Origin of the sequence: Thermoleptolyngbya sp. C42_A2020_037, from assembly GCF_015272455.1 — a bacterium.
In the GTDB taxonomy this organism is placed as follows: Bacteria; Cyanobacteriota; Cyanobacteriia; order Elainellales; family Elainellaceae; genus Thermoleptolyngbya.
Window position 1 is genome coordinate 21,361 of record NZ_JACYLP010000007.1, and the last position, 19,768, is coordinate 41,128.

Below are 19,768 nucleotides of genomic sequence, written 5' to 3' on the forward strand. Positions count from 1 at the left end.
GAAAGATCTTTGCAGAAAACATCTGAATATCTGTTCATATGTTATCCTGTTCTTGGAGACGCGCAGGGACAATGCCCTCGCTCAAACGCAAAACCTCGTTTGATAATTTGATGAAAGGAGAAAACCGATCATGACTGCAACTGTGACTCAAATGAAATGTGCCTGTGAATCTTGCCTGTGCATCGTCACCCTGGAAGAGGCGATTCAAAAAGACGGCAAATATTATTGCAGCGAAGCCTGTGCCGATGGACACCCCAACGGGCATGGCGACTGTGGCCATGCAGGCTGCGGCTGCTAGACTGAGCTTGCCCTGAGCTAAGTTTTCTGAGGCTTGGGGTTTCTGACTCGCTGCATCCGAATATTTGCGGAAACCGTCGTGCAGGCTGCTGTGCGGCGGCTTTGCGTTAGAGCGAGAGGGACAAGCCGTTGGTCAAAACTGGATTCACTCTGGAGAAAGTTTTAAAGCTTTAGTAAAGAAAAGCAGGTTTCTGTAAATTTCGTCCGGCTAAAAACCGAGTTTTCCCGGAGATTGAACTGTCGTGGTGACGAACTCTCCAGGGTCGCTTATGAAGCCTGAACGACATATAAAACTCTGCTATCTGCTGTTTCGCGCTGGCATGACGGGCGATCGCCCCCAAGGTTGGGGGTTCACGCTGATCGAACTGCTGGTTGTTTTGGTCATTGCTGGCATCCTGTCAGCGATCGCCCTGCCTTCGTTTGTCAGCCAAGTCAACAAAGCCCGCCAAGCCGAAGCTCGCACCTACGTCGGCTCGATCAATCGGGCGCAGCAAGCCTATTTCCTTGAAAAAAGCGCGTTTGCCACGCTCTCGCAACTGGAACTGAGCATTTCCAATTCCAAAAACTATATTTATAGCTCCGCACCCAATGGTAGCGGCATGGCATCCAAAGCCATCACCCTGGCCCTACCCGTTGGTCAGGCACGGGGATTTGCGGGTAAGGTGTGGCTCATGCCCGACCTAGACGGAAACGCCAACACCGTCTCCAGTATTTGTGAAGGGCCGCCGGGTGAGATACCCGACCTGGCCAGCCCGACCTGTGCAGGGTCATAAGGCTGGAGCCGAAGGGCTGGATCGATTCTCGATTTTGGATTGACGATTTTGGATTGCTAGGCGAGCGTCACAGGTCTCATTCATAGCGCTCCTGAGGAGAACGGGTTAGCCCATCCCTCCTGCTTCAAGGCGCTTGTTCCAACGCTAAACCCCCCTGCACAGGTGCTAGCCATAGAGATGCTGGCTATACAGGGGGGTCTAGGTGGTAGCCAGTCTAGGTGTCCAAAAGCCGCAGCAAGTGGCGGGGCGCTATTTCTTGGGAGACAGCAGCATGGTCATGTTGCGGCCTTCCTGCTTGGGTTCTTGCTGCACCTCGGCAACGGTTTGTAAATCGGTTGCCAGCTTCTTGAGCAGCGTTTCTGCGAGATCCTTGTGCTGAATCTCCCGACCCTGAAAGCGAATCGTCGCTTTGACCTTGTCGCCCGATTGCAAAAAGCGCTCTGCCCGATTGACGCAGACACGATAGTCGTGTTCTTCAATCTTGTAGCGCATCTTCAGCTCTTTCACGTCGGACGTGTGCTGCTTTTTGCGGGCCTCGCGTGCCTTTTTTTCCTGCTCAAACTTGAACTTGCCATAGTCCATAATCCGACACACGGGCGGGTCGGCCTTGTCGCTTAGCATTACTAGGTCAAGCTCTTTTTCTTCGGCCAGCTTGAGCGCGTCGCGGGGGGTCATAATCCCCAACTGACCGCCATCGGTGTCAATGACTCGAATTTTTGGGAAACGAATGCGTTCGTTAATCGTGGGCAGATCGCGAGTGGGTTTGTTCAGCGCCATGGGCAAGTGAATTTTAAAGATGCTATCGACTCATCAGCTAAAGGTGGACATCCTCATAGTAAGTCGGTCGGACTGGGGTGGAACCAGAAATTTATTAATTGTCACTGACTAAATCGTTGCAATTCGTTGCAAAAAGAAGTCTGCCGCTACATTGCGGTTGGCCCACTTGCCGACCCGTTTTCTCTATGCAGGGATTACCAGCATAACGCATCCCCCTAGCTCAGCAAATTCTGTTTGCAAAGTCTTTAGGTTGGGCAAGTTTCTGGAGCCGCCCAGCGGGAATTCTGAAGGGAGGAATCATTGTTAAGTCTGAATTCTTGGTTGAGACTGACATTCTTGTGATTTCCGCGATTCTCGCTGAGACAGATTGATGAATTTGCTCCAGCCCTTGATGAATTTGGTTTTGCAGCCCTGTTGCCCGATGTGTGGCCGCACAGATGGGCGATCGCCCACTCCTCCGTTGTGCATTGACTGCGATCGCCGCCTGACGCACTGCCAAATGCCTCAGCCCACAACCGAATGGCGGCCGCCGCTGCCGGTGTTTTCCTGGGGCAAGTATCAGGGCACGCTCAAGCAGGCGATCGCCACGCTGAAATATAACCATCATCCCGAACTGGCGCGGCCGCTCGGTCACGCGATGGGTCGCGCTTGGCTGCATTCCGTGCATGGAAAAACGCCGCTGATCGTGGTGCCGATTCCAATGCACGCCGACAAGCAAAAGCAGCGCGGGTTTAACCAAGCAGAACTGCTGGCTGCATCCTTTTGTCAGATCACCCGGCTGCCGCTGGAGCGTCGCGGGCTGGTGCGCGTGCGGGCGACGGCCCCACAGTTTGGGCTGAGTGTAGAAGCGCGATCGCAAAATGTGGCCGGTGCGTTTCAGGTGGGTCCTGCTTTTGGGCGATCGCCCCGCCGCCCGGTGCTGCTGCTCGACGATATCTACACCACCGGAGCCACGGCGCGGAACGCGGCTGCCTGTCTGGAAGCACGAGGCATTCGCGTGTATGGGCTGGTGGCGCTGGCTTCTCCGCGATTTGGCGACGACTGATATCGATTTTGGATTTTGGATTTGCGATTTTGGATTTGCGATTTTGGTTGGACAGTCAAGCGTTTGCAAGGCTTCCAGCAATTCTGGAAATATTGGCGATTTGACAATTTGACAATTTTTTAGAGTTTGGACAGCCAACTCAACGCAATGTAAGACTTTCTATCCTTTCATGGGTAGCCTTGTTATGTAAGAGAGATGAGATCGGTCGAGATTCAGGCTCACTTTTCCTCCTGAACCTGACCTCTAACCCCTGCAATAAAATAAACGAATCCTTTGAATTCCCGCGAGCTGCCGCAATGGTGACCGACCGCTGGCTCCATCTACCTTCAAGCGCTGAGCTGCCCTGCTCAGACGATACGCCCGTGGATAACGAAGACCAGAATCTCATTCCCAATATCCTGCTGTTTTTGCTCAAGTTCATTTGGGCAGAGCGCAACGACTGGTTCTTTGGCGTAGATATGGGCATCTACCACACGACGGGGGTTTCGCCGCTGGTGCCCGTCGTGCCGGACGGTTTTCTCAGCCTCGGCGTGGAACGCCATAAAGCGGGGGAATCTCGCAAAAGCTATGTGGTGTGGGAAGAGGCAGGAGTTGTCCCGATGCTGGCGCTGGAGGTGGTGTCGCTGACTCCAGGCGGAGAATACGATGCGAAAATGGCGACCTATGCCCGGTTGGGCGTGTTGTATTACGTCATCTATAACCCCCAATACTGGCGACGCGACCAGCACCAGCCGTTTGAGGTGTATAAATTGCAGGACGGCGCTTACCAGTTGCAAATTGGTGAACCCTACTGGATGCCGGAGGTGGGGTTGGGAATGGGCCGCAGCCCTTACCAGGATGGAACGGTCGTGCGGGAAGCGCTGTATTGGTATAACGAACAGGGAAGACGGTATCTAACTCCAGAGGAGCAACTGGAACGCTATCGTCAACGGTTTGGCGATCTGCCAGACGAATAGAGGCTGCAAGACTGTCGCTAATCCGAGAGAATTTCTCCTTGTCCAATCCTCTCATTCACCTATGTCCACCGATACTGAAGTAGAACTAGAACGGCTGCTACAAGCCCGCAACCAATACCCTGATCGCGCGGCTGAAATCGATGCCCAAATCCGCGCCCGGTTTATGGAAACCCATGCAATTTTAGTGCTGGATTCCTCTGGATTTTCGCGCCTGTCGCAGGAGCAGGGCATTATCGCCGCGCTGGCCGAAATTGAGCGGATGCGTGGCATTGTTGCGCCGATTGTGGAAGCACACCAGGGCAGCCCGTTTAAGCTAGAGGCGGATAATGTGTATGCAGTGTTTCCAAGTGTGGAAAGGGCAATCGCCGCTTCCCGCGAAATGATGCGCCAGCTTGCCACCATAGACAAACACGTCAGCATTGGCATTGGCTACGGCGACCTAATCATGATTTCCGATGGGTCGTGCTATCAAGATGTCTACGGCGAAGAGATGAACCTTGCCTCCAAGCTGGGGGAAGACCTGGCAGAAACCGATGAGGTGCTGCTCACCGAAGCCGCCGTTCACCAACTCCGCAACGAGCGCCCCAAAGAACATCTGCCCGTTTCTCCACCCACCGCGATGACCATCTCCAACCTCACGCTCCAGGTCTATCGCCTCACGTCCAACTCCTAAACTCCCAACCCCTCAAAATGCCTCGCTCCAAATCTGATCTGCCCAGCAAACTTTGTCCGGTATGCCAGCGGCCATTTACATGGCGCAAAAAGTGGGAAGATTGCTGGGATGAGGTCAAGTATTGCTCCGAACGCTGCCGTCGTCGTCGCGCCCAGGCGAAATCGGATGATGACGAAATGCCGCAGCGTCGGCAGTAGCGTTTTGCGGGCTTCATTCACTGTGGACTACTGGAGAAGGGCTTTCTATGCTGATGGGTCAGGTTCAACCCAAGCTAATCATTCATGGCGGGGCGGGCAGTTCGCTCCGGAGTAAGGGTGGGGCGGATGCTGTGCGGCTGTCGCTTTACCGGGTGATCGAAGAAGTGTATGGAATGCTGCTGGCGGGAGCGAGTGCCCAAGCAGCAGTGGTGCGCGGCTGCCAGATGCTAGAGGACGATCCCCGGTTCAACGCGGGTACGGGGTCGGTGCTGCAATCGGATGGGCAAATTCGCATGAGTGCGTCGCTGATGAACGGCTCGGCGCAGCGGTTTAGCGGCGTGATCAACACTTCGCGGGTGCAGCACCCGATTGATTTGGCGTTGTTTTTGCAGGATGGGAGCGATCGCGTTTTATCCGACTATGGTTCCCTGGAACTGATGCGGGAACTGGGCGTGCCGTCCTATGACCCGCTGACAGAAATTCGCCTGAAGGAATGGATTCAGGAGCGCGACCATAATTTCTCTAAAGAAATGGCAGGCGTGGTAGCCGAAAAAGAGCTGGTGTCGGAGGCGGGTCGCGGCACGATTGGCGTGGTGGCGCTGGATGGGGAAGGTCAGCTTGCGGTGGGTACGTCCACGGGCGGCAAGGGCTTTGAGCGGATTGGGCGAGTCAGCGATTCCGCGATGCCAGCAGGCAACTACGCCACCCACCACGCCGCTGTAAGCTGCACGGGCATTGGCGAAGACATTATCGACGAGTGTCTGGCGGCGCGGATCGTGGTGCGCGTGATTGATGGGCAAACGCTGCTGCAAGCCTTTGAGCGGTCGTTTATTGAGGCGGAGCAAAATCGGCGCGACTTTGGAGCCATTGGGCTAGACCGCACGGGGGCGATCGCCTGGGGGAAGACCTGTCCCACTCTGCTGGCGGCCTATCACGACGGCACGCGCATGGGCGATACGCTCGATCTGCCCGAAGAGATGGTGACGGGTGGCATCGCGTCGCCGGCTCACGCCTAGCGGGAGGTGGCTGGTGTACCTGCTGATTCCTGCTGCTGGCTCTGGCAAACGCATGGGCGCAACTCGCAACAAGCTGCTGCTGCCGCTGTTGGGCAAACCGATCATTGCCTGGACGCTGCTGGCGGCCAAAGCTGCGCCGTCGATTCACTGGATCGGCATCGTTGCCCAGCCCGAAGAGTGGCAAGACTTTCGGGACATTGCCGCAGGGCTGGGCATGGGGCGGACGGTGCGCCTGATTCCCGGTGGCAAAACCCGGCAGGAGTCAGTCTATAACGGCTTGCAAGAGCTTCCTGCCGTTGCAGAGCGGGTGCTGATCCACGACGGAGCGCGGTGTTTGGCCACGCCAGATCTGTTCGATCGATGCAGCGAGGCGCTGCTGCACTGTGCTGGGCTGATTGCTGCCGTACCCGTTAAAGACACGATCAAAGTCGTTTCACCGGGAACCGAAATCATCCAGTCTACGCCCGATCGCAGCCAACTCTGGGCTGCCCAAACGCCGCAGGGCTTTGATGTGGAAACGCTGAAACGCTGCCACGAGACGGGTCGCGAGATGGGCTGGGAAGTGACCGACGATGCGGCGCTATTTGAGCAATGTGGGCTTGCAGTGCGGATTGTGCAGGGTGAAGAGACGAATCTGAAAGTGACGACTCCGGTGGATTTGGCGATCGCCGAATTTATCCTGCGCGATCGCCAAAAGCCTTCCAATACCAAAGCCTAGGGGAGTTTCTCTAATAGGTATTCATTGGTTCAGAGGCTCCTTCATCAAACACTAATGAACCGGGTAAATAACTGTAACAACTCATTGCACTCTCCCTGTCACCTTAGCCAGAGTAGAAGCATTCGGTGAGGAGTAATAGCGCGGGCTTGGAGCTTTATCAGCAACACTGCCGATTGACAACGAGCAGCGGCTGAAGCTGCAAAGCTCCGTATTCTCTCTGAATGCTTACTGTATTTTTAGAGGCAATAAATAACATGGCTAATATTCTTAGTTCTTCAGATGCAAAAATCATGAACAGAGAAGAGAGCAGAGTTTATGCTGACCCTCATGTTGGACATGTTTCTCTAGGAGGGCCCGTCAGAGGTGTTTTATTTTGGTTACTCGTTTTGCCGCTGTTCCTGTTTACGATTGGCGATGCAGCCTTCAACCCAGGCAAATTACAAAACAGACTACCGTGGATTACAGGGGCTGCCATTGTGAGCCTTTTATGGAGCAAGGCAGTGAGTGGTGTGCGGGTCGCCGCAGAGTGGGAAAAAGGGGTCATCCTAACCCTAGGAAAATTTTCAGAAGTCCGTGGTTCTGGGATGTTTTATGTGCTTCCTTTTATTGAGAGCGTCCGCTTTTTGGACATGCGGGTTCAAGTAGTAAATATCCCCCGGCAGAGGTCCATCACTCGAGACAATGTTCCTGTAGAAATTGATAGTGCGCTTTTCTTAGTGGTCAAAGATCCTGGGCTAGCTGTTACTAAGGTTCAAAATTATGCATTTGCGACTTCTCAATATGTACAATCTGCCTTGAGGGACGTTGTAGGTTCCTTGACTCTAGATGAGCTTTTATCAGAACGGGAGAAGGTTCAAGATCAAATTGCGCTTATTGTGGGGGAAAAAGTACGAGACTGGGGTCTGGGAATTGATTCAGTTCAACTACAGGATTTTGATTTGCCTGAAGAGCTGAAAAAAGTTATGTCCCGACAAGCCTCAGCCGAGCGAGAAAAGCGAGCAACTATTACTAAAGCAGAGGGCGATCGCATCGCGGCTCAGAACTTAGCAGAAGCCGCGGAGCTAATGCAGAAGAATCCCATTGCTCTTGAGCTAAGAACGCTACAGACTATAGACGGACTAGCCGGCAGTCCTTCTAATACCGTAGTGCTGTTCCCGATGGAATTAGGCAATGCCGTGAAATTTATGGTGAATCCTGCCAAAGAAGATCGAAATTAGCCAACTGAATAGCCCCCTAGAGTCATTCCAAATCCAATGCAAGAGTCGGGTTAAACAACTGCGGCTAAAACCTTACAACTCAAACCATTGGATTGGCGACATTTGATCGAAGGCCTGTTTGAGGGATGCTTCCCACTGTTTGCGAATTTCAGTCAAGTATAAATCATCTTGCTCTAGCCGTAGACGATGCCTAATTTTGTAAGAATTGGCATGATACATAACTAGGTTAATTGGCGGACCTACCGAGATGTTAGATTTCATTGTAGAGTCGATGGACAACAGAGCGCATTTTGCTGCATCCTCAACGCTCGTGTTGTAGGTCAGGATGCGATCCAGAATTGGCTTGCCATATTTCGTTTCGCCAATTTGCAAAAACGGTGTTTCAGGCGTTGCTTGGATGCAGTTGCCCTGACGATAAATTAGATAAAGCTCCGGCGGCTCGCCCTGAAACTGACCCGCTAGCAAACAGTTGCAGGAAAAGTCGATTTTGTCGCGCTCCAGCCAGGGGCGTTCTCGCTCCTGAATATGGCGAATTTTCTCGCCCACATAGCAGGCGGCATCGTAGAGCGTGGGCAGCGTGTGGAAGCTCTCGCATTCGCCCAATTTCAGGTCGCGGTTGAGGGAATTTACGATGGCTTGGGTAATGGCCAGGTTGCCAGAGGTGCAAAGCAGGATGACTCGCTGACCCGGCTCTGAAAAGTCAAACAGCTTTTGATAGGTGGAAATGTAGTCTACGCCCGCGTTTGTGCGCGAATCTGCTGCCACCACAAAGCCAGATTGGGTAACAATGCCGAGGCAGTAAGTCATGGGGTGAGGAATGTTGAAGCTAAAACACTAGGACTGACTCAGCGTATCAGACTAGGACTGACTCAGCGTATCAGAAAGGTAGTCCGCTGTGGTTTCCAATAGGGCGATCGCATTTTCGTACATCATGCGCGTCGGACCCAGCATTCCCAGACTGCCCACGGGTACACTGCCCCGATGGTAGGTGGTGGAAATCAGCGTACAGCCGCGCATTGGTTCTAGCGGGTTTTCGGAACCGATGCGAATCATGACGCGGCGATCGCCCCCGTCCGAATCGGCCTCAAAAATCAGCGGCCAGAGCTGGTCTTGCTCTGCCTCTAGCACATGCAAAATCGTCTGCACCTGATGTAGCTCGGAAAATTCCGGGTGTCGCCGCAGCACCTCCGCCACGCCGCTAATGAAGATCTGGGTAGACACTGGCGACTGGGTGCGCCGCTCCAGGTCCGCCAGCGACCCCCGTAGCACGTTGGCGTATTGCTCAAATTCGCGCCCCAGTTCTGACCAGTCTAGCGAGGCCACATCACTGAGCGATCGCCCTTTCAAATGAGCATTCAAAAAGTTCGACAAAACCTGTAGCTCCCGCTCCAGCAGTTCCGGATCATCTGGAGATTGGGCAGAATCGGCAGGCGCTTTGGGCAGATCCACCACCACCGACTGCGTTTTGTAAGAATCCAGCACCACAATCAGCATCAGCCGTCCCGGATCAATCTGCACCAGTTGCAAATGGCGCACCTGAGCCACTGTGCTTTGGGGCATCGTCACCAGCGCAATATAGCCGCTGAGCGTCGAGAGAATCTGCGCCGCACCATGCAGCACGGCTTCCAGGCTCCAGCCTTCGGCATCCAGCTGCTGCGCCAGCACTCGATCAACCCGGCGAGCGGCCTCCTCTGATGGGATCATCAGCTGATCTACATACACCCGATAGCCCGAATCGGACGGCACGCGCCCCGCTGAGGTATGGGGCTGATAGAGCAGACCCTCGCGCTCCAGATAACCCATCACATTGCGAATCGTCGCCGAACTGACGCGGGGGTTAAATTCTTCTACCAGCGCCTCAGAGCCAACGGGTCGAGCCGTGACAATATACTGACGCACCGTAGCGCTGAGTACCTGCTGCTGGCGGTTATTAAGCTTGACTGGAGTAGCCATCTCAGCCTGATTTCTTATGGATTTCTTAACGTATTAATGTGATCGTAATTTAGCGCCTCTGAGATTGTCTATGCGTAGCCAGCCATACTAAGCCAGAGATCCGCAGGGGGAAAGCCAGAGAGGGAATGAATCCCCAAAAATCTGACAAAAACAAAATTGCCTCTCGACGGTGTGGCACAATACCTGTCTAATTGGGCCCCAGAATCCATCTTTCAAGGTTGCTGAGGCAGTCTGGGTCGGCCGATCTATTCCTTTGCGACTCCAAACCTCTTCTGAACTTCTTCCAAACATTCTCTAAGTACCTATGTCTACTTCTTATCCCCGCGATCTGGTCGGCTATGGCCGCCACACGCCCGATCCACGCTGGCCCAATCAGGCCCGTGTGGCGGTGCAGTTTGTAATTAATTACGAAGAGGGCGGCGAAAACTGCATCCTGCACGGCGATGCGGCATCGGAAGCGTTTTTATCAGAAATTGTGGGTGCGTCGCCGCTGCTGGGGGTGCGCCATATGAATATGGAATCGATTTATGAATATGGCAGTCGGGCGGGTTTTTGGCGGCTGCATCGGCTGTTTACCCAGCGGCAACTGCCCGTGACGGTCTATGGCATTGCGATGGCGCTGGAACGTAATCCAGAGGCAGCGGCGGCAATGGTGGAAGCCGGATGGGAAATTGCCAGCCACGGCTATCGATGGATCGACTATCAATATGTCAGCGAAGAGGTAGAGCGCGAGCATATCCAAAAGGCGATCGCCATCCAGACCCAGGTCACCGGCAGCCGGCCCCTCGGCTTTTATCAGGGGCGCATGAGTCCCAACACGCGGCGACTGGTGGTGGAAGAGGGGGGCTTTCTCTACGATGCCGACAGCTATGCCGACGATTTGCCCTACTGGGTACATGATTATGGTCGCCCCCACTTGGTGATTCCCTATACCCTCGACAACAACGACATGCGGTTTGCCACTGCCCAGGGTTTTAATTCTGGCGACCAGTTTTTTGCCTACCTGCGCGATGCCTTCGATGTGCTGTATGCCGAGGGAGCCGACGCGCCCAAGATGATGAGCATTGGTCTGCACTGTCGGCTGGTGGGCCGCCCCGGCCGCGCCGCCGCCCTGGCCCGCTTCCTCGACTATGTGATGCAGCATGACCGGGTGTGGGTCTGTCGCCGGGTTGATATTGCGCGGCACTGGCACGAGCATCATGCGCCCGTCTCTCTGTAAACCGATCTCTGTAAACCGATCTCTGTAAACCAATCTCTATGTAAACCTGTTCCTGGATAAACCTGTTTCTGGGTAAAACGGTTGCAGAGTTAACAGCTTGTCTCCAGGTATAAGCAATTCCGGGTTGAAGTTGAGTTTTTCATTACGAATCCAATTCGACCTGAGGGGCGATCGCGGTTGCAGGGCAAAAGTTTTCCCGTAGTATCAGAAATAGGGTTAGCCCGTAGGCAATTATTGCTATCGGATTCTAGAACTGGGCGACCCCCTACTGCCGTTTCAAGTATTTTGAGAGGACTGTTGCATGGCAACCTACAAGGTTACGCTGATCAACGAAGCCGAAGGGCTGAATACCACGATCGAAGTGCCCGATGATGAATACATCCTCGATGCGGCGGAAGAGCAAGGCATCGACCTGCCCTACTCCTGCCGTGCGGGTGCTTGCTCGACCTGCGCTGGAAAAATCAAAGAAGGCACCGTAGACCAGTCTGACCAGTCCTTCCTGGACGACGACCAAATCGAAGCAGGCTATGTACTGACCTGCGTTGCTTACCCCACGTCTGACGTGGTGATCATGACCCATCAGGAAGAAGAGCTGTACTAAGCTGCTGGCTGTTTTTGAATTGGTTTTTGAACTTAAAACGGGCTGTCTTTTCGAGCAATTAGCTCTGTGAAAAGACGGCCCTTTTGGTTTTAATTGGGCGGGGCTGACGGTTGAACTTCGGAACAGGAGTTGTCAAAACAAACTCATAACGAGTATGATTTAGAAAGGTTGTATCGAGAAGGTTGCATTCGGGATGTTTCAGGATCACTAGGCGCAGGATCTCTGGGGGCGATCGCCCTTCCTAGACTGCCTGCTAGCAACGCAATGAGGCGGTTTCTGGTCGGTCAACCGACGCGAGGTAGAGCCATCACCCTCAGCAAACGTCTCTTTGGAAGGATGAAGATTTCATGAAAGTGCTAGAAACTAGAGGCAACTGAAGATTTTGGAGCAGTGCGGTTGGTTTGTGAGTGTACTGGCTCTTGGTGATTGATCTGTGGTCGGAGGGGTTCTTCATTGAGAAGGTGTCTCTGTAGCCTTGAGCCGCCGAACTGTTCTGTGTCGCTCTATCAGTGACTGGCTAATTGTTTGAGTTGCTGAATGTTTGGACTGAATTTGGATAATCGTTAAATAGCGAGGTTTTCGTATGACAACGACACTAGAGGCTCGTCAAACTGCTTTGGTCAAGGCGCTGAATCGCGAACAAGCGAATACGCTGGTCGCCTACTTGAACTACAAGAAGTATCACTGGATGACCTACGGACCGCTGTTCCGTGACCTGCATCTACTGTTTGAAGAACATGGCAATGAGATTTTTGCCATGCTAGACGAGCTGGCCGAGCGGAGCCTGATGCTGGATGGCGCGCCGATTGCCGACCCCGCAGACTATCTGCCTGCCGCCACTGTGAAGCCGTCTAAGGGCAAGCTGAAGGTGCGGGAGATGGTGGAAGAGGCGATCGCCACTCACGAACACATCATCGCGGAAATGCATGAAGATGCTGAACTGGCGGACGATGCTGGCGATATCGGGACGGCTGACTTGCTAACCCGCCTGGTACAGGTTCACCAGAAGCACCGCTGGTTCCTGAAGGAGATCCTGAAGCAAGGTGATGGACTGCTAGATGGCTAGGAGCTAAGCAGTGAGGGAGGTCATACTGTCCTGCCGCTTGATATCTGACGGATTTTTCACTAATTCTGGTTTCTCCACTCATTCTTGGTGAATGCGATCGCCCGGATGGTCTGCCAAGCAGCAGGTTTGTCTGGGCGATCGCACTTTTTTTGCGAACTCTTTCGCGCTTTTTTTCGCGCATTTCTACGGAGGGCGATCGGATCTTTTTTGAAAAAAGGGCGATCGCCTCCGAAATTCTACGAAGCCCCGGTGAAGTTAATCCCTGCGAGGCACGATAGCTTCGCAGCATACACAGCCGTTACGTTTTCGATACGCATACCTTACGCATACCTTACGCATATCTTACGCATGGGCTACGCATAAGCCGCGTACTGTCTACGCAACGTCAAACTTACCCATACAAAAGTACCCATACATAGGATAAGGAGTCTGCACCTTATGGTGACTATTCAAGAAAAGCGCGAATTGGTAAACCAAACCCGCGAAACCAACCGTGCCGTTCAGGTTTACGACTATGCCGACCTCAGTGGCGTAGCGATCAACCTGCCCTCCAGCCAGCGCGTGAAGCTGACGGGGATCGTCGGCGACGGACGGGCCCAAATCAAAGAGCCTGTGATTGGCTGGGTCAACGCGACTTTCCTCAGAGTCCCCACCGAGATCCGCAAGGGCGCACGCTATCGGGTTCGGATGACCAGCGCACCCAACGGGCTGCTGGCCTACTGGGAGCCGGGCAAAGCCCAAAACGACGGCCCCGCAGGTGGCGCAACGGTATTCCTGACGGAGCCGCAGGATAGCTACGTCGAAGGTGGCCGCAGGTTTGTTCGCGTGTTTTATACGGGCAAAGCCAATAATGAGCGCATTGGCTATGTCTCTCAGGGGCCCATCGGCAGCGCCCTGGGACAGCCCAACAGCAACTTTGAGGGGCCGCTGTAGGCGATCGCCTCTGCCCATCAAAGTTTGCTCTGAAGTTCAACTGATTTAACTCATCCAGTTCGGTAGCGCCGTTGGGTCTTGCTCTCTCAGACTCCGACGGCGCTTTCTTTTAGAGCTTACGCAGTTGGAAGAATCTCTCGCCTGATTAAACCTGAAATTTAATGAACTCGCGTCAATTTACGTGATGGATTCCTCACTTGTGGAAGATTCGGCGCTATAGTCAGGCGGGGGAGAATGGTATAGGGTTTAGATCAGGTAGCATGGCACGCAAGCGAGTTAAGCCGCAAAGACGTTTTACTGCGTCAAGTGGGGCATGGGAGAAAAGCAATATGGACAATCAGACCGACACGAAAAACACCTCAACCCTGGAGCGAACCGACGCATCAGCGCCCGACCCTATGGCAGAAAAAGGCGCTGAGACGGCGAGTGCTGAGATGGAGAATGAGGCGATCGCCCCTGAAGTTTCCCCTGAGCCTGCCCCTGAACCTGCCACTGAACCTGCCCCTGAAACTACTCTGGAACCCGCCTCCGATACTCCTTCCGGCGCGGGGCCCGATCTGCAAGCCGCCCTGGAAACCTCGCAAGCCAACGAAGCCATCCTCCAGCGCAAGATTGCAGCCCTAGAGGCCGAGTTAGCCGCCCAGCAGACTCAGATTGACCAGCTCAAGGCAGAAGCCGCCGCGTCCGCCCAGTTCAAGACTGAGCTAGATGAAACCAAGCGCGTCATTGTGCAGTTGACAGAATTAAACGCCAAACTTAGCGCAGAAGCCAAAGCCGCCGCCGCTCCCCAGCCCCTCGCCCAGCCCGCTGCCCAATCCGCTCCCCAAGCTGCTGAAAAAGCGACTGCTGCCACTCCGGCTCCCCGCAAAGAGGTGCATCCTGGCCACGAGCCGTCCCAAACCTCCCAGCTAGAGCTACGACGCACGCTGCAATCGCCCCCGCCGCTGCCCGGCCCTGTCGCTCCATCCATCAGCAACGACGAAATCGGCTGGGTGGACTAAAACCCAGCGGTTAGCGACGAAGGCGGATTGACTTGCCCTACTGCATTCGGTCAATGGTGCGATATTGAATTGCTTCGGCGACGTGGGCAGTTTGCAACCCGTCTTCGCCTGCTAAGTCGGCGATTGTGCGGGCGACTTTGAGAATGCGATCGGTGGCGCGGGCCGACAGCCCCAGCTTGCGAATGGCTCCTTCGAGCAGCGCCTGAGTCGCGTCGTCCAACCGACACCATTTCCGCAGGTGGCGACTCTGCATCTCGGCATTGCAGCGCAGCCCTTCGCTCTGAAGCCGCGTCTGGGAGCGACTCCGCGCCTGCTGCACCCGCTGGCGCACGGTCTGAGAGTCTTCGCCTTTGGGCTGCTGGATCATTTCTTCTGGCTTCAGCCGATTCACTGCGACTTGCAAATCGATCCGATCCATCAGCGGCCCCGACAGCTTGGCCCAATACTGCTCGCGGCCGCGGGGAGAGCAAGTACAGGCCTGCACTGTGTCGCCAAAATAGCCGCAGGGGCAGGGGTTGGTGCTGGCGACCAGGGTGAACTGTGCCGGAAAGGCGACGGACTGGCGCGTGCGGGAGATGGTGACGCAGCCATCTTCGAGCGGCTGTCGCAGAAATTCGAGGACATCCCGCTTAAATTCAGTGAGTTCGTCTAAAAATAAAACTCCTCGGTGTGCCAACGAGATTTCTCCGGGGCGAGGGAAACTGCCGCCGCCGACCAGCGACGGGCCCGAAGCAGAGTGGTGGGGACTGCGGAAGGGGCGATCGCACACCAAGCTCCCCCGTTCCTTCAGCAGTCCAGCGACGGAGTGGATTTGCGTCACCTCCAGCGCTTCCTCAAAGCTGAGCGGCGGCAAAATGCCGGGAAGCCGTCGGGCCAGCATGGTTTTGCCGCTACCCGGCGGGCCAACGAATACCAAATTATGTCCCCCAGCGGCGGCAATTTCCAAAGCGCGGCGGGCCTGGGCCTGACCTTTCACGTCTTTGAGGTCTAGACCCGTAAAGGGCGATCGCGCTAACTCCTCAGTTGCATTTACCTGGAGTGGCTGGTAGCGGTCGGGATGGTTTAGAAAATCTGCCACCTCCGACAAATGCTGGAAGCCGTATACGTCAATACCTTGCACCAGGGCGGCTTCGCGGGCATTGTCAGCGGGCACCACGATACCGCGCATTCCCAGTTGCTTGGCAGTGGCGGCGATCGCCAACACACCCGCCACTGCCCGCAGCGACCCATCCAGCGACACCTCACCCAGCAAAATGAACTGCTCCAATAGCTGCACATTCACCTGCTCCGAAGCCGCCAAAATGCCCATGCTAATCGGCAGATCAAAGCTGGGTCCCTCTTTTCGCAAATCTGCCGGGGTCAGGTTAATTACCACCCGCCGCATGGGGAAGGCATAGCCCGCATTCTTCAGTGCCGCCTTCACGCGCTCTTTGGATTCCTGCACGGCCGTATCGGGTAGCCCCACCACCACAATCGCAGGCAGCCCCCCAGCGATATCCACCTCCACGCCTACCTTCATTGCGTCGATGCCAATCAGCGAAGCGCTCCAAACTCTTGCTAGCATGATCCACCCTGTTGTCTCCAGTCCTCAGAATGCCCGAAAGGGCAGAGGGGGGAACAGGGGGTTAGGGGTTAGGGGTTAGGCTTGAAAAGCTGGCTGCATCAGGCTTGGCTAATTTCGACTTGTCCTAACCTGTATGTCTAGAGCCATATCACCTATCCTGAGGCGCAGGGAACCAGCCCCCAGCCCCCAGCCCCCAGCCCTCAGCCCCCTGACCTGCCAGCGGGCTTGGTTGTTTATGATGGTTGAGAAATGCACGCCTCCACGATTCCCACAGGGATCGCTTCGCGAATCGCCCATGAGCCGCACTGTCCCAATTTCCAAGCGTTTCAAATCTGCTTCGTCTTCCCGGCTGCCGTGGTATGGGCTGGGGCTGGCGAGTCTTTTTGTTGTATCGCTGGCGCTGCGGCTGTGGGGGTTGGGGCGGTTCAATACGCTGGTCTTTGACGAGGTATATTACGCCAAGTTTGCGGCGGCGTTTTTGCAGGGGAAGCAGGAATTTGGCGGGCATCCGCCCCTCAGCACGTACCTGATTGCGGGCGGCATCTGGCTGTCGGAGCGGCTGGGCTGGGGCGGGCCAGAAACCTACAACGGGCTGAGTGGGCTATACATTTCAACGATTAGCTACCGCTGGCTGAATGCCGTGACGGGAGCCGTGATTCCGCTGGTGCTGGGGGCGATCGCCCGCCTGCTGACCGGGCGAAAGGCGATCGCCTTACTGACGGCACTGCTAGCAGCCTGCGAAGGATTTTTACTCGTCGAATCGCGCTATGCGTTGAATAATGTTTATCTAATCTTATTTGGGCTACTGGGCTGGTGGTTTTTGTTGCGATCGCTCCACAGGCTGCATTCCGCCAACAAACTCACCTCCGTCGTCTGGCTGAATCTAGTGCTGGCAGGCATAGGCTTCGGCGCGTCAGTGGGGATCAAGTGGAACGGCGTAGCGTTTCTGGCGGGGGCGTACCTGCTGTGGATAGTGGCATGGGGAATGCAGCGGTTGCAGCAGCGCGGATTGCCCAGCCTGCCCTTCGCCGCGCCGCTGTCGGGTCTGTCTCGCTTGAATGCGGGCGTGTGGGCGCTGAGCATGGCGGGAATTCCTTTTCTGACCTACTACCTGAGCTGGCTGCCTTACATTCAACTCGACCCCAGCACCAGCTTTGCAGGCTGGCAAAACCGCATCCTCGACTATCACAGCCGTGTGGGCGGCATGGACGCTCACCCCTACTGTTCGCCGTGGTATACCTGGCCGCTGATGCTGCGTCCGGTTGCCTATTTTTACAAAACGGCGGCTCCGGGCGATCCGGTGCCCGTCGTCGGGCCAGACGCACCCACTCATGCTGGTGATGTCGTTTACGATGTCCACGCAATGGGCACGCCGACGCTGTGGTGGCTCTCAACGGTGGCGATCGCGCTGCTGGTGGGCGTGGTGGGCTACTGGCTGTGGCGCTGGGCAACCGCCGTGCAGGCAGCCCGCTCTGGCACAGAATCGACCCTGAGCCTCTCTCCCGATACACAGCCATACCTTAGCGCTGCCGCCTTTGTGGTGGGCAACTGGGCCGTGCAATGGCTGATGTGGATGCGCGTCACCCGCTGCACCTTTCTGTATCACTACATGAGCGCCGAACTGCTGACCGTGCTGGGTCTAGCACTCGTCCTAGATCGCTGGCTCCACAGCACCAAACCCTGGTCACGGCGGCTGGCGTGGGGGGCGATCGCCCTCGTAATTTTCGGCTTTATCTTCTGGATGCCGCTGTTTCTGGGACTGCCCCTCTCTGCGGACGGGCTACAGCTACGCCGCTGGCTGCCGTCATGGATTTGAAACTATTTGAAACTAAATGCTCTGCCCCTCTTCGTTCTTCTTTCTTCCCTCTTCATTCTTCTTCGTAGTTCTTCCCTCTTCATTCTTCTTCGTAGTTCTTCCCTCTTCATTCTTCTTCGTAAACAGAGCGCGAAACACAGGTTCCCGGCGAGCAAGGGTGGACGACTCGCGCTCGGTGGCAACGGGTAGCGGATTATCGGGTAGCCATTCGGCCGATTGGCGCTGAAATGCGGGATGTTCCTGAAAGCGATCGCACATTTCCGCCGCCACCGCTTCGACATCCGATTGCAGAAATACCACACCGCCGGAGGGCATATGGTTCGCCAGTGTCCGCACCATGCTGGGCTGCACAACGCGCCGCTTTTGGTGTCGCTTCTTGAACCAGGGGTCGGGGAACTGGATGCTGACGCGCTGGAGAATATTCGGTGGGAGCGATCGCAGCAGCGGCTCCAGCGAATTGCTGGCGTTGCAAAAAATGTAGTGCAGGTTGCTCAGCGCTTCCTCATCGCGCCACTTCAGCGCCTGCTCCACCAGCGGCTCGCGAATCTCCAGCCCCAAAAAATTCCAGTCTGGCTCGATTTGCGCCATTTTTAGCAAAAACACGCCCCGTCCGCAGCCAATATCCAAATGCAGCGGTCGAGCCGGATTTGCAAACACCTGCGACCAGTCTGGCGGCGCAACGGGCTGCTGATACTTTTGACTGAGCGGGTTAACGTGCTGGCGGACACGGACGACGGGCATGGGAAAGGATGCCGATTTTGGATTTTGGGATTTTGGATTTTAGAGTTTGGGCGGCGACGGGGTGAGGGATTGAGCAACGATATACGCCTTATACGCCTGCATGGCCGATGGCCAGCGCGGCGACCAGCATCCCCAGCACCAAAAACGGCTGGGCGCTGGCTTGATATTTCACGTCGTTTTCCAGCGGGTCGCGCAGGAAGTACATATCCTGAAACACGATTTGCGGAATCACCAACAGAATCAGCAGCACGGCGTAGAGATTTTGCCCGATGCTCATCAGGTACGCCGCGATGCCGCCCTGAAACACGTCAATCATCAGGACGCAAATCCACGCTGCTGTGCCGATGCCAAACATCACGGGCAGCGACTTTAGCCCAAGCTGGCGATCGCCCTCCACACTCTTAAAGTCATTCACTACAGCAATGCCCAGCCCTGCAAGGCTGTAGAACAGCGTCAGCACCATCACCGTCGGCGACAGTTCGCCAAACAGCGCCTGGCCCGCCCACCAGGGCAGCGCGATATAGCTGGCTCCCAAGGCATAGTTGCCCAGCCAGCCGTTTTTCTTCAGCTTCAGCGGCGGTGCAGAGTAGATATAGCTGAGGAAGGAGCCAAAGAGGGCGATCGCCGTAATTTGCGGAAACTCGTGCCCGGCCCACTGGTCTAGTGCATAGGCGATCGCCAGCCCTGCAAACAGCAAAATCAAAATCTGCGCCTTCACCTGCGGCACCGAAATCGCGCCAGAGGGAATCGGGCGATAGGGTTCGTTGATCGCGTCGATGTCTCGGTCGTAGTAGTCGTTGATGGTTTGCGTGTAGCCTGCCAGCAGCGGCCCCGACAGCAGCATACAGGCCGCCGAAATCAGCACATTTTCCAGCGTCCAGGTGTAATTGCCCGACGCAGCCGCGCCGCACACCACACCCCAGATCAGCGGAATCCAGGTGATTGGCTTCATTAACTGGAGGCGGATCTTCCAGATATTCGTCTCGCCCGACTTTGCGCCCTTCATGCCCAAAAGCTGGCGCGCCGCCGAACCCGCCTCGTTAGCGACTTCTGATGCACCGTTTAACGTCTCATCCGCCGCAGCTTCTATCGGCGACATCAGGGCCTCAGATTCGGGAATCGAAGAAGGGGTTGTGGACTCGGACATAAGGGTTTGTGGGTTAGGGATTCAGAGGTCAGAATTCGGGAAGCGGGCTGCAAAACTG

At 55.5% G+C, this 19,768-nt stretch carries 21 protein-coding genes; 15 read left to right on the top strand and 6 right to left on the bottom strand.

What is annotated here, in order from left to right:
• Window positions 1-130: 130 nt before the first annotated feature.
• Window positions 131-298: a metallothionein gene (locus IGS16_RS02005; protein ID WP_297082887.1), complete on the top strand. Its 168-nt coding sequence runs from the start codon at window positions 131-133 to the stop codon at window positions 296-298.
• A gap of 319 nt (window positions 299-617) precedes the next feature.
• Complete coding sequence (locus tag IGS16_RS02010; protein WP_367185704.1) at window positions 618-1,070, top strand: type IV pilin protein; 453 nt, start codon at window positions 618-620, stop codon at window positions 1,068-1,070.
• 249 nt (window positions 1,071-1,319) lie between these two features.
• On the opposite strand, the gene infC is transcribed toward IGS16_RS02010, so the two are convergent.
• A complete protein-coding gene (gene infC / locus IGS16_RS02015; protein ID WP_068507522.1) occupies window positions 1,320-1,853 on the bottom strand; it encodes a translation initiation factor IF-3 in 534 nt (177 codons plus the stop codon).
• Window positions 1,854-2,238: 385 nt separating this feature from the next.
• On the opposite strand from infC, the gene IGS16_RS02020 reads away from it, so the two are divergent.
• The 7 genes from IGS16_RS02020 (at window position 2,239) to IGS16_RS02050 (ending at window position 7,669) form a co-directional block, all read left to right on the top strand.
• Window positions 2,239-2,892 carry a ComF family protein gene (locus IGS16_RS02020; RefSeq protein ID WP_297082891.1) on the top strand — a complete coding sequence of 218 codons (654 nt, stop codon included), beginning with the start codon at window positions 2,239-2,241 and terminating at the stop codon, window positions 2,890-2,892.
• A 296-nt stretch (window positions 2,893-3,188) separates the two neighbouring features.
• Complete coding sequence (locus IGS16_RS02025) at window positions 3,189-3,848, top strand: Uma2 family endonuclease (protein WP_297082892.1); 660 nt, start codon at window positions 3,189-3,191, stop codon at window positions 3,846-3,848.
• A gap of 61 nt (window positions 3,849-3,909) precedes the next feature.
• On the top strand, window positions 3,910-4,521 hold the full coding sequence (locus IGS16_RS02030) for an adenylate/guanylate cyclase domain-containing protein (protein WP_297082894.1): 612 nt from the start codon (window positions 3,910-3,912) through the stop codon (window positions 4,519-4,521).
• A gap of 17 nt (window positions 4,522-4,538) precedes the next feature.
• Complete coding sequence (locus IGS16_RS02035; RefSeq protein ID WP_297082896.1) at window positions 4,539-4,718, top strand: DUF2256 domain-containing protein; 180 nt, start codon at window positions 4,539-4,541, stop codon at window positions 4,716-4,718.
• A 47-nt stretch (window positions 4,719-4,765) separates the two neighbouring features.
• The gene (locus tag IGS16_RS02040; protein ID WP_068507512.1) at window positions 4,766-5,734 is read left to right on the top strand and encodes an isoaspartyl peptidase/L-asparaginase; all 969 of its coding nucleotides are present in this window, start codon (window positions 4,766-4,768) and stop codon (window positions 5,732-5,734) included.
• A gap of 13 nt (window positions 5,735-5,747) precedes the next feature.
• Complete coding sequence (ispD, locus tag IGS16_RS02045) at window positions 5,748-6,452, top strand: 2-C-methyl-D-erythritol 4-phosphate cytidylyltransferase (RefSeq protein WP_297082956.1); 705 nt, start codon at window positions 5,748-5,750, stop codon at window positions 6,450-6,452.
• 221 nt (window positions 6,453-6,673) lie between these two features.
• Window positions 6,674-7,669 carry a slipin family protein gene (locus IGS16_RS02050; RefSeq protein ID WP_297082899.1) on the top strand — a complete coding sequence of 332 codons (996 nt, stop codon included), beginning with the start codon at window positions 6,674-6,676 and terminating at the stop codon, window positions 7,667-7,669.
• A gap of 72 nt (window positions 7,670-7,741) precedes the next feature.
• On the opposite strand, the gene IGS16_RS02055 is transcribed toward IGS16_RS02050, so the two are convergent.
• A complete protein-coding gene (locus IGS16_RS02055; protein ID WP_297082901.1) occupies window positions 7,742-8,476 on the bottom strand; it encodes a proteasome-type protease in 735 nt (244 codons plus the stop codon).
• 51 nt (window positions 8,477-8,527) lie between these two features.
• Window positions 8,528-9,622 (bottom strand): heat-inducible transcriptional repressor HrcA, encoded by a 1,095-nt coding sequence (gene hrcA, locus IGS16_RS02060; protein ID WP_297082902.1) that lies wholly within the window; start codon window positions 9,620-9,622, stop codon window positions 8,528-8,530.
• A 304-nt stretch (window positions 9,623-9,926) separates the two neighbouring features.
• Here hrcA and puuE point away from each other — a divergent pair, with 304 nt between their 5' ends.
• From puuE to IGS16_RS02085, 5 genes are all read left to right on the top strand, one after another.
• The gene (gene puuE, locus IGS16_RS02065; RefSeq protein ID WP_297082904.1) at window positions 9,927-10,841 is read left to right on the top strand and encodes an allantoinase PuuE; all 915 of its coding nucleotides are present in this window, start codon (window positions 9,927-9,929) and stop codon (window positions 10,839-10,841) included.
• Window positions 10,842-11,142: 301 nt separating this feature from the next.
• Window positions 11,143-11,442 carry a ferredoxin gene (locus tag IGS16_RS02070; RefSeq protein ID WP_297082906.1) on the top strand — a complete coding sequence of 100 codons (300 nt, stop codon included), beginning with the start codon at window positions 11,143-11,145 and terminating at the stop codon, window positions 11,440-11,442.
• A gap of 583 nt (window positions 11,443-12,025) precedes the next feature.
• Window positions 12,026-12,508, top strand: coding sequence for a DNA starvation/stationary phase protection protein (locus IGS16_RS02075; RefSeq protein ID WP_297082908.1), 483 nt, complete (start codon window positions 12,026-12,028; stop codon window positions 12,506-12,508).
• A 438-nt stretch (window positions 12,509-12,946) separates the two neighbouring features.
• On the top strand, window positions 12,947-13,441 hold the full coding sequence (locus tag IGS16_RS02080; RefSeq protein WP_297082911.1) for a hypothetical protein: 495 nt from the start codon (window positions 12,947-12,949) through the stop codon (window positions 13,439-13,441).
• A 329-nt stretch (window positions 13,442-13,770) separates the two neighbouring features.
• A complete protein-coding gene (locus tag IGS16_RS02085) occupies window positions 13,771-14,442 on the top strand; it encodes a hypothetical protein (RefSeq protein ID WP_297082913.1) in 672 nt (223 codons plus the stop codon).
• Window positions 14,443-14,479: 37 nt separating this feature from the next.
• On the opposite strand, the gene IGS16_RS02090 is transcribed toward IGS16_RS02085, so the two are convergent.
• Complete coding sequence (locus IGS16_RS02090; protein ID WP_297082915.1) at window positions 14,480-16,006, bottom strand: YifB family Mg chelatase-like AAA ATPase; 1,527 nt, start codon at window positions 16,004-16,006, stop codon at window positions 14,480-14,482.
• A 295-nt stretch (window positions 16,007-16,301) separates the two neighbouring features.
• On the opposite strand from IGS16_RS02090, the gene IGS16_RS02095 reads away from it, so the two are divergent.
• Entirely contained in the window at window positions 16,302-17,822 is a 1,521-nt protein-coding gene (locus tag IGS16_RS02095; RefSeq protein ID WP_297082917.1) for a phospholipid carrier-dependent glycosyltransferase, read from the top strand.
• Between the two features lie 12 nt (window positions 17,823-17,834).
• On the opposite strand, the gene trmB is transcribed toward IGS16_RS02095, so the two are convergent.
• Both trmB and chlG read right to left on the bottom strand, forming a co-directional pair.
• Window positions 17,835-18,563, bottom strand: coding sequence for a tRNA (guanosine(46)-N7)-methyltransferase TrmB (gene trmB / locus IGS16_RS02100; protein WP_297082919.1), 729 nt, complete (start codon window positions 18,561-18,563; stop codon window positions 17,835-17,837).
• Between the two features lie 88 nt (window positions 18,564-18,651).
• Window positions 18,652-19,710 carry a chlorophyll synthase ChlG gene (gene chlG, locus IGS16_RS02105; RefSeq protein WP_297082920.1) on the bottom strand — a complete coding sequence of 353 codons (1,059 nt, stop codon included), beginning with the start codon at window positions 19,708-19,710 and terminating at the stop codon, window positions 18,652-18,654.
• Window positions 19,711-19,768 lie beyond the last annotated feature (58 nt).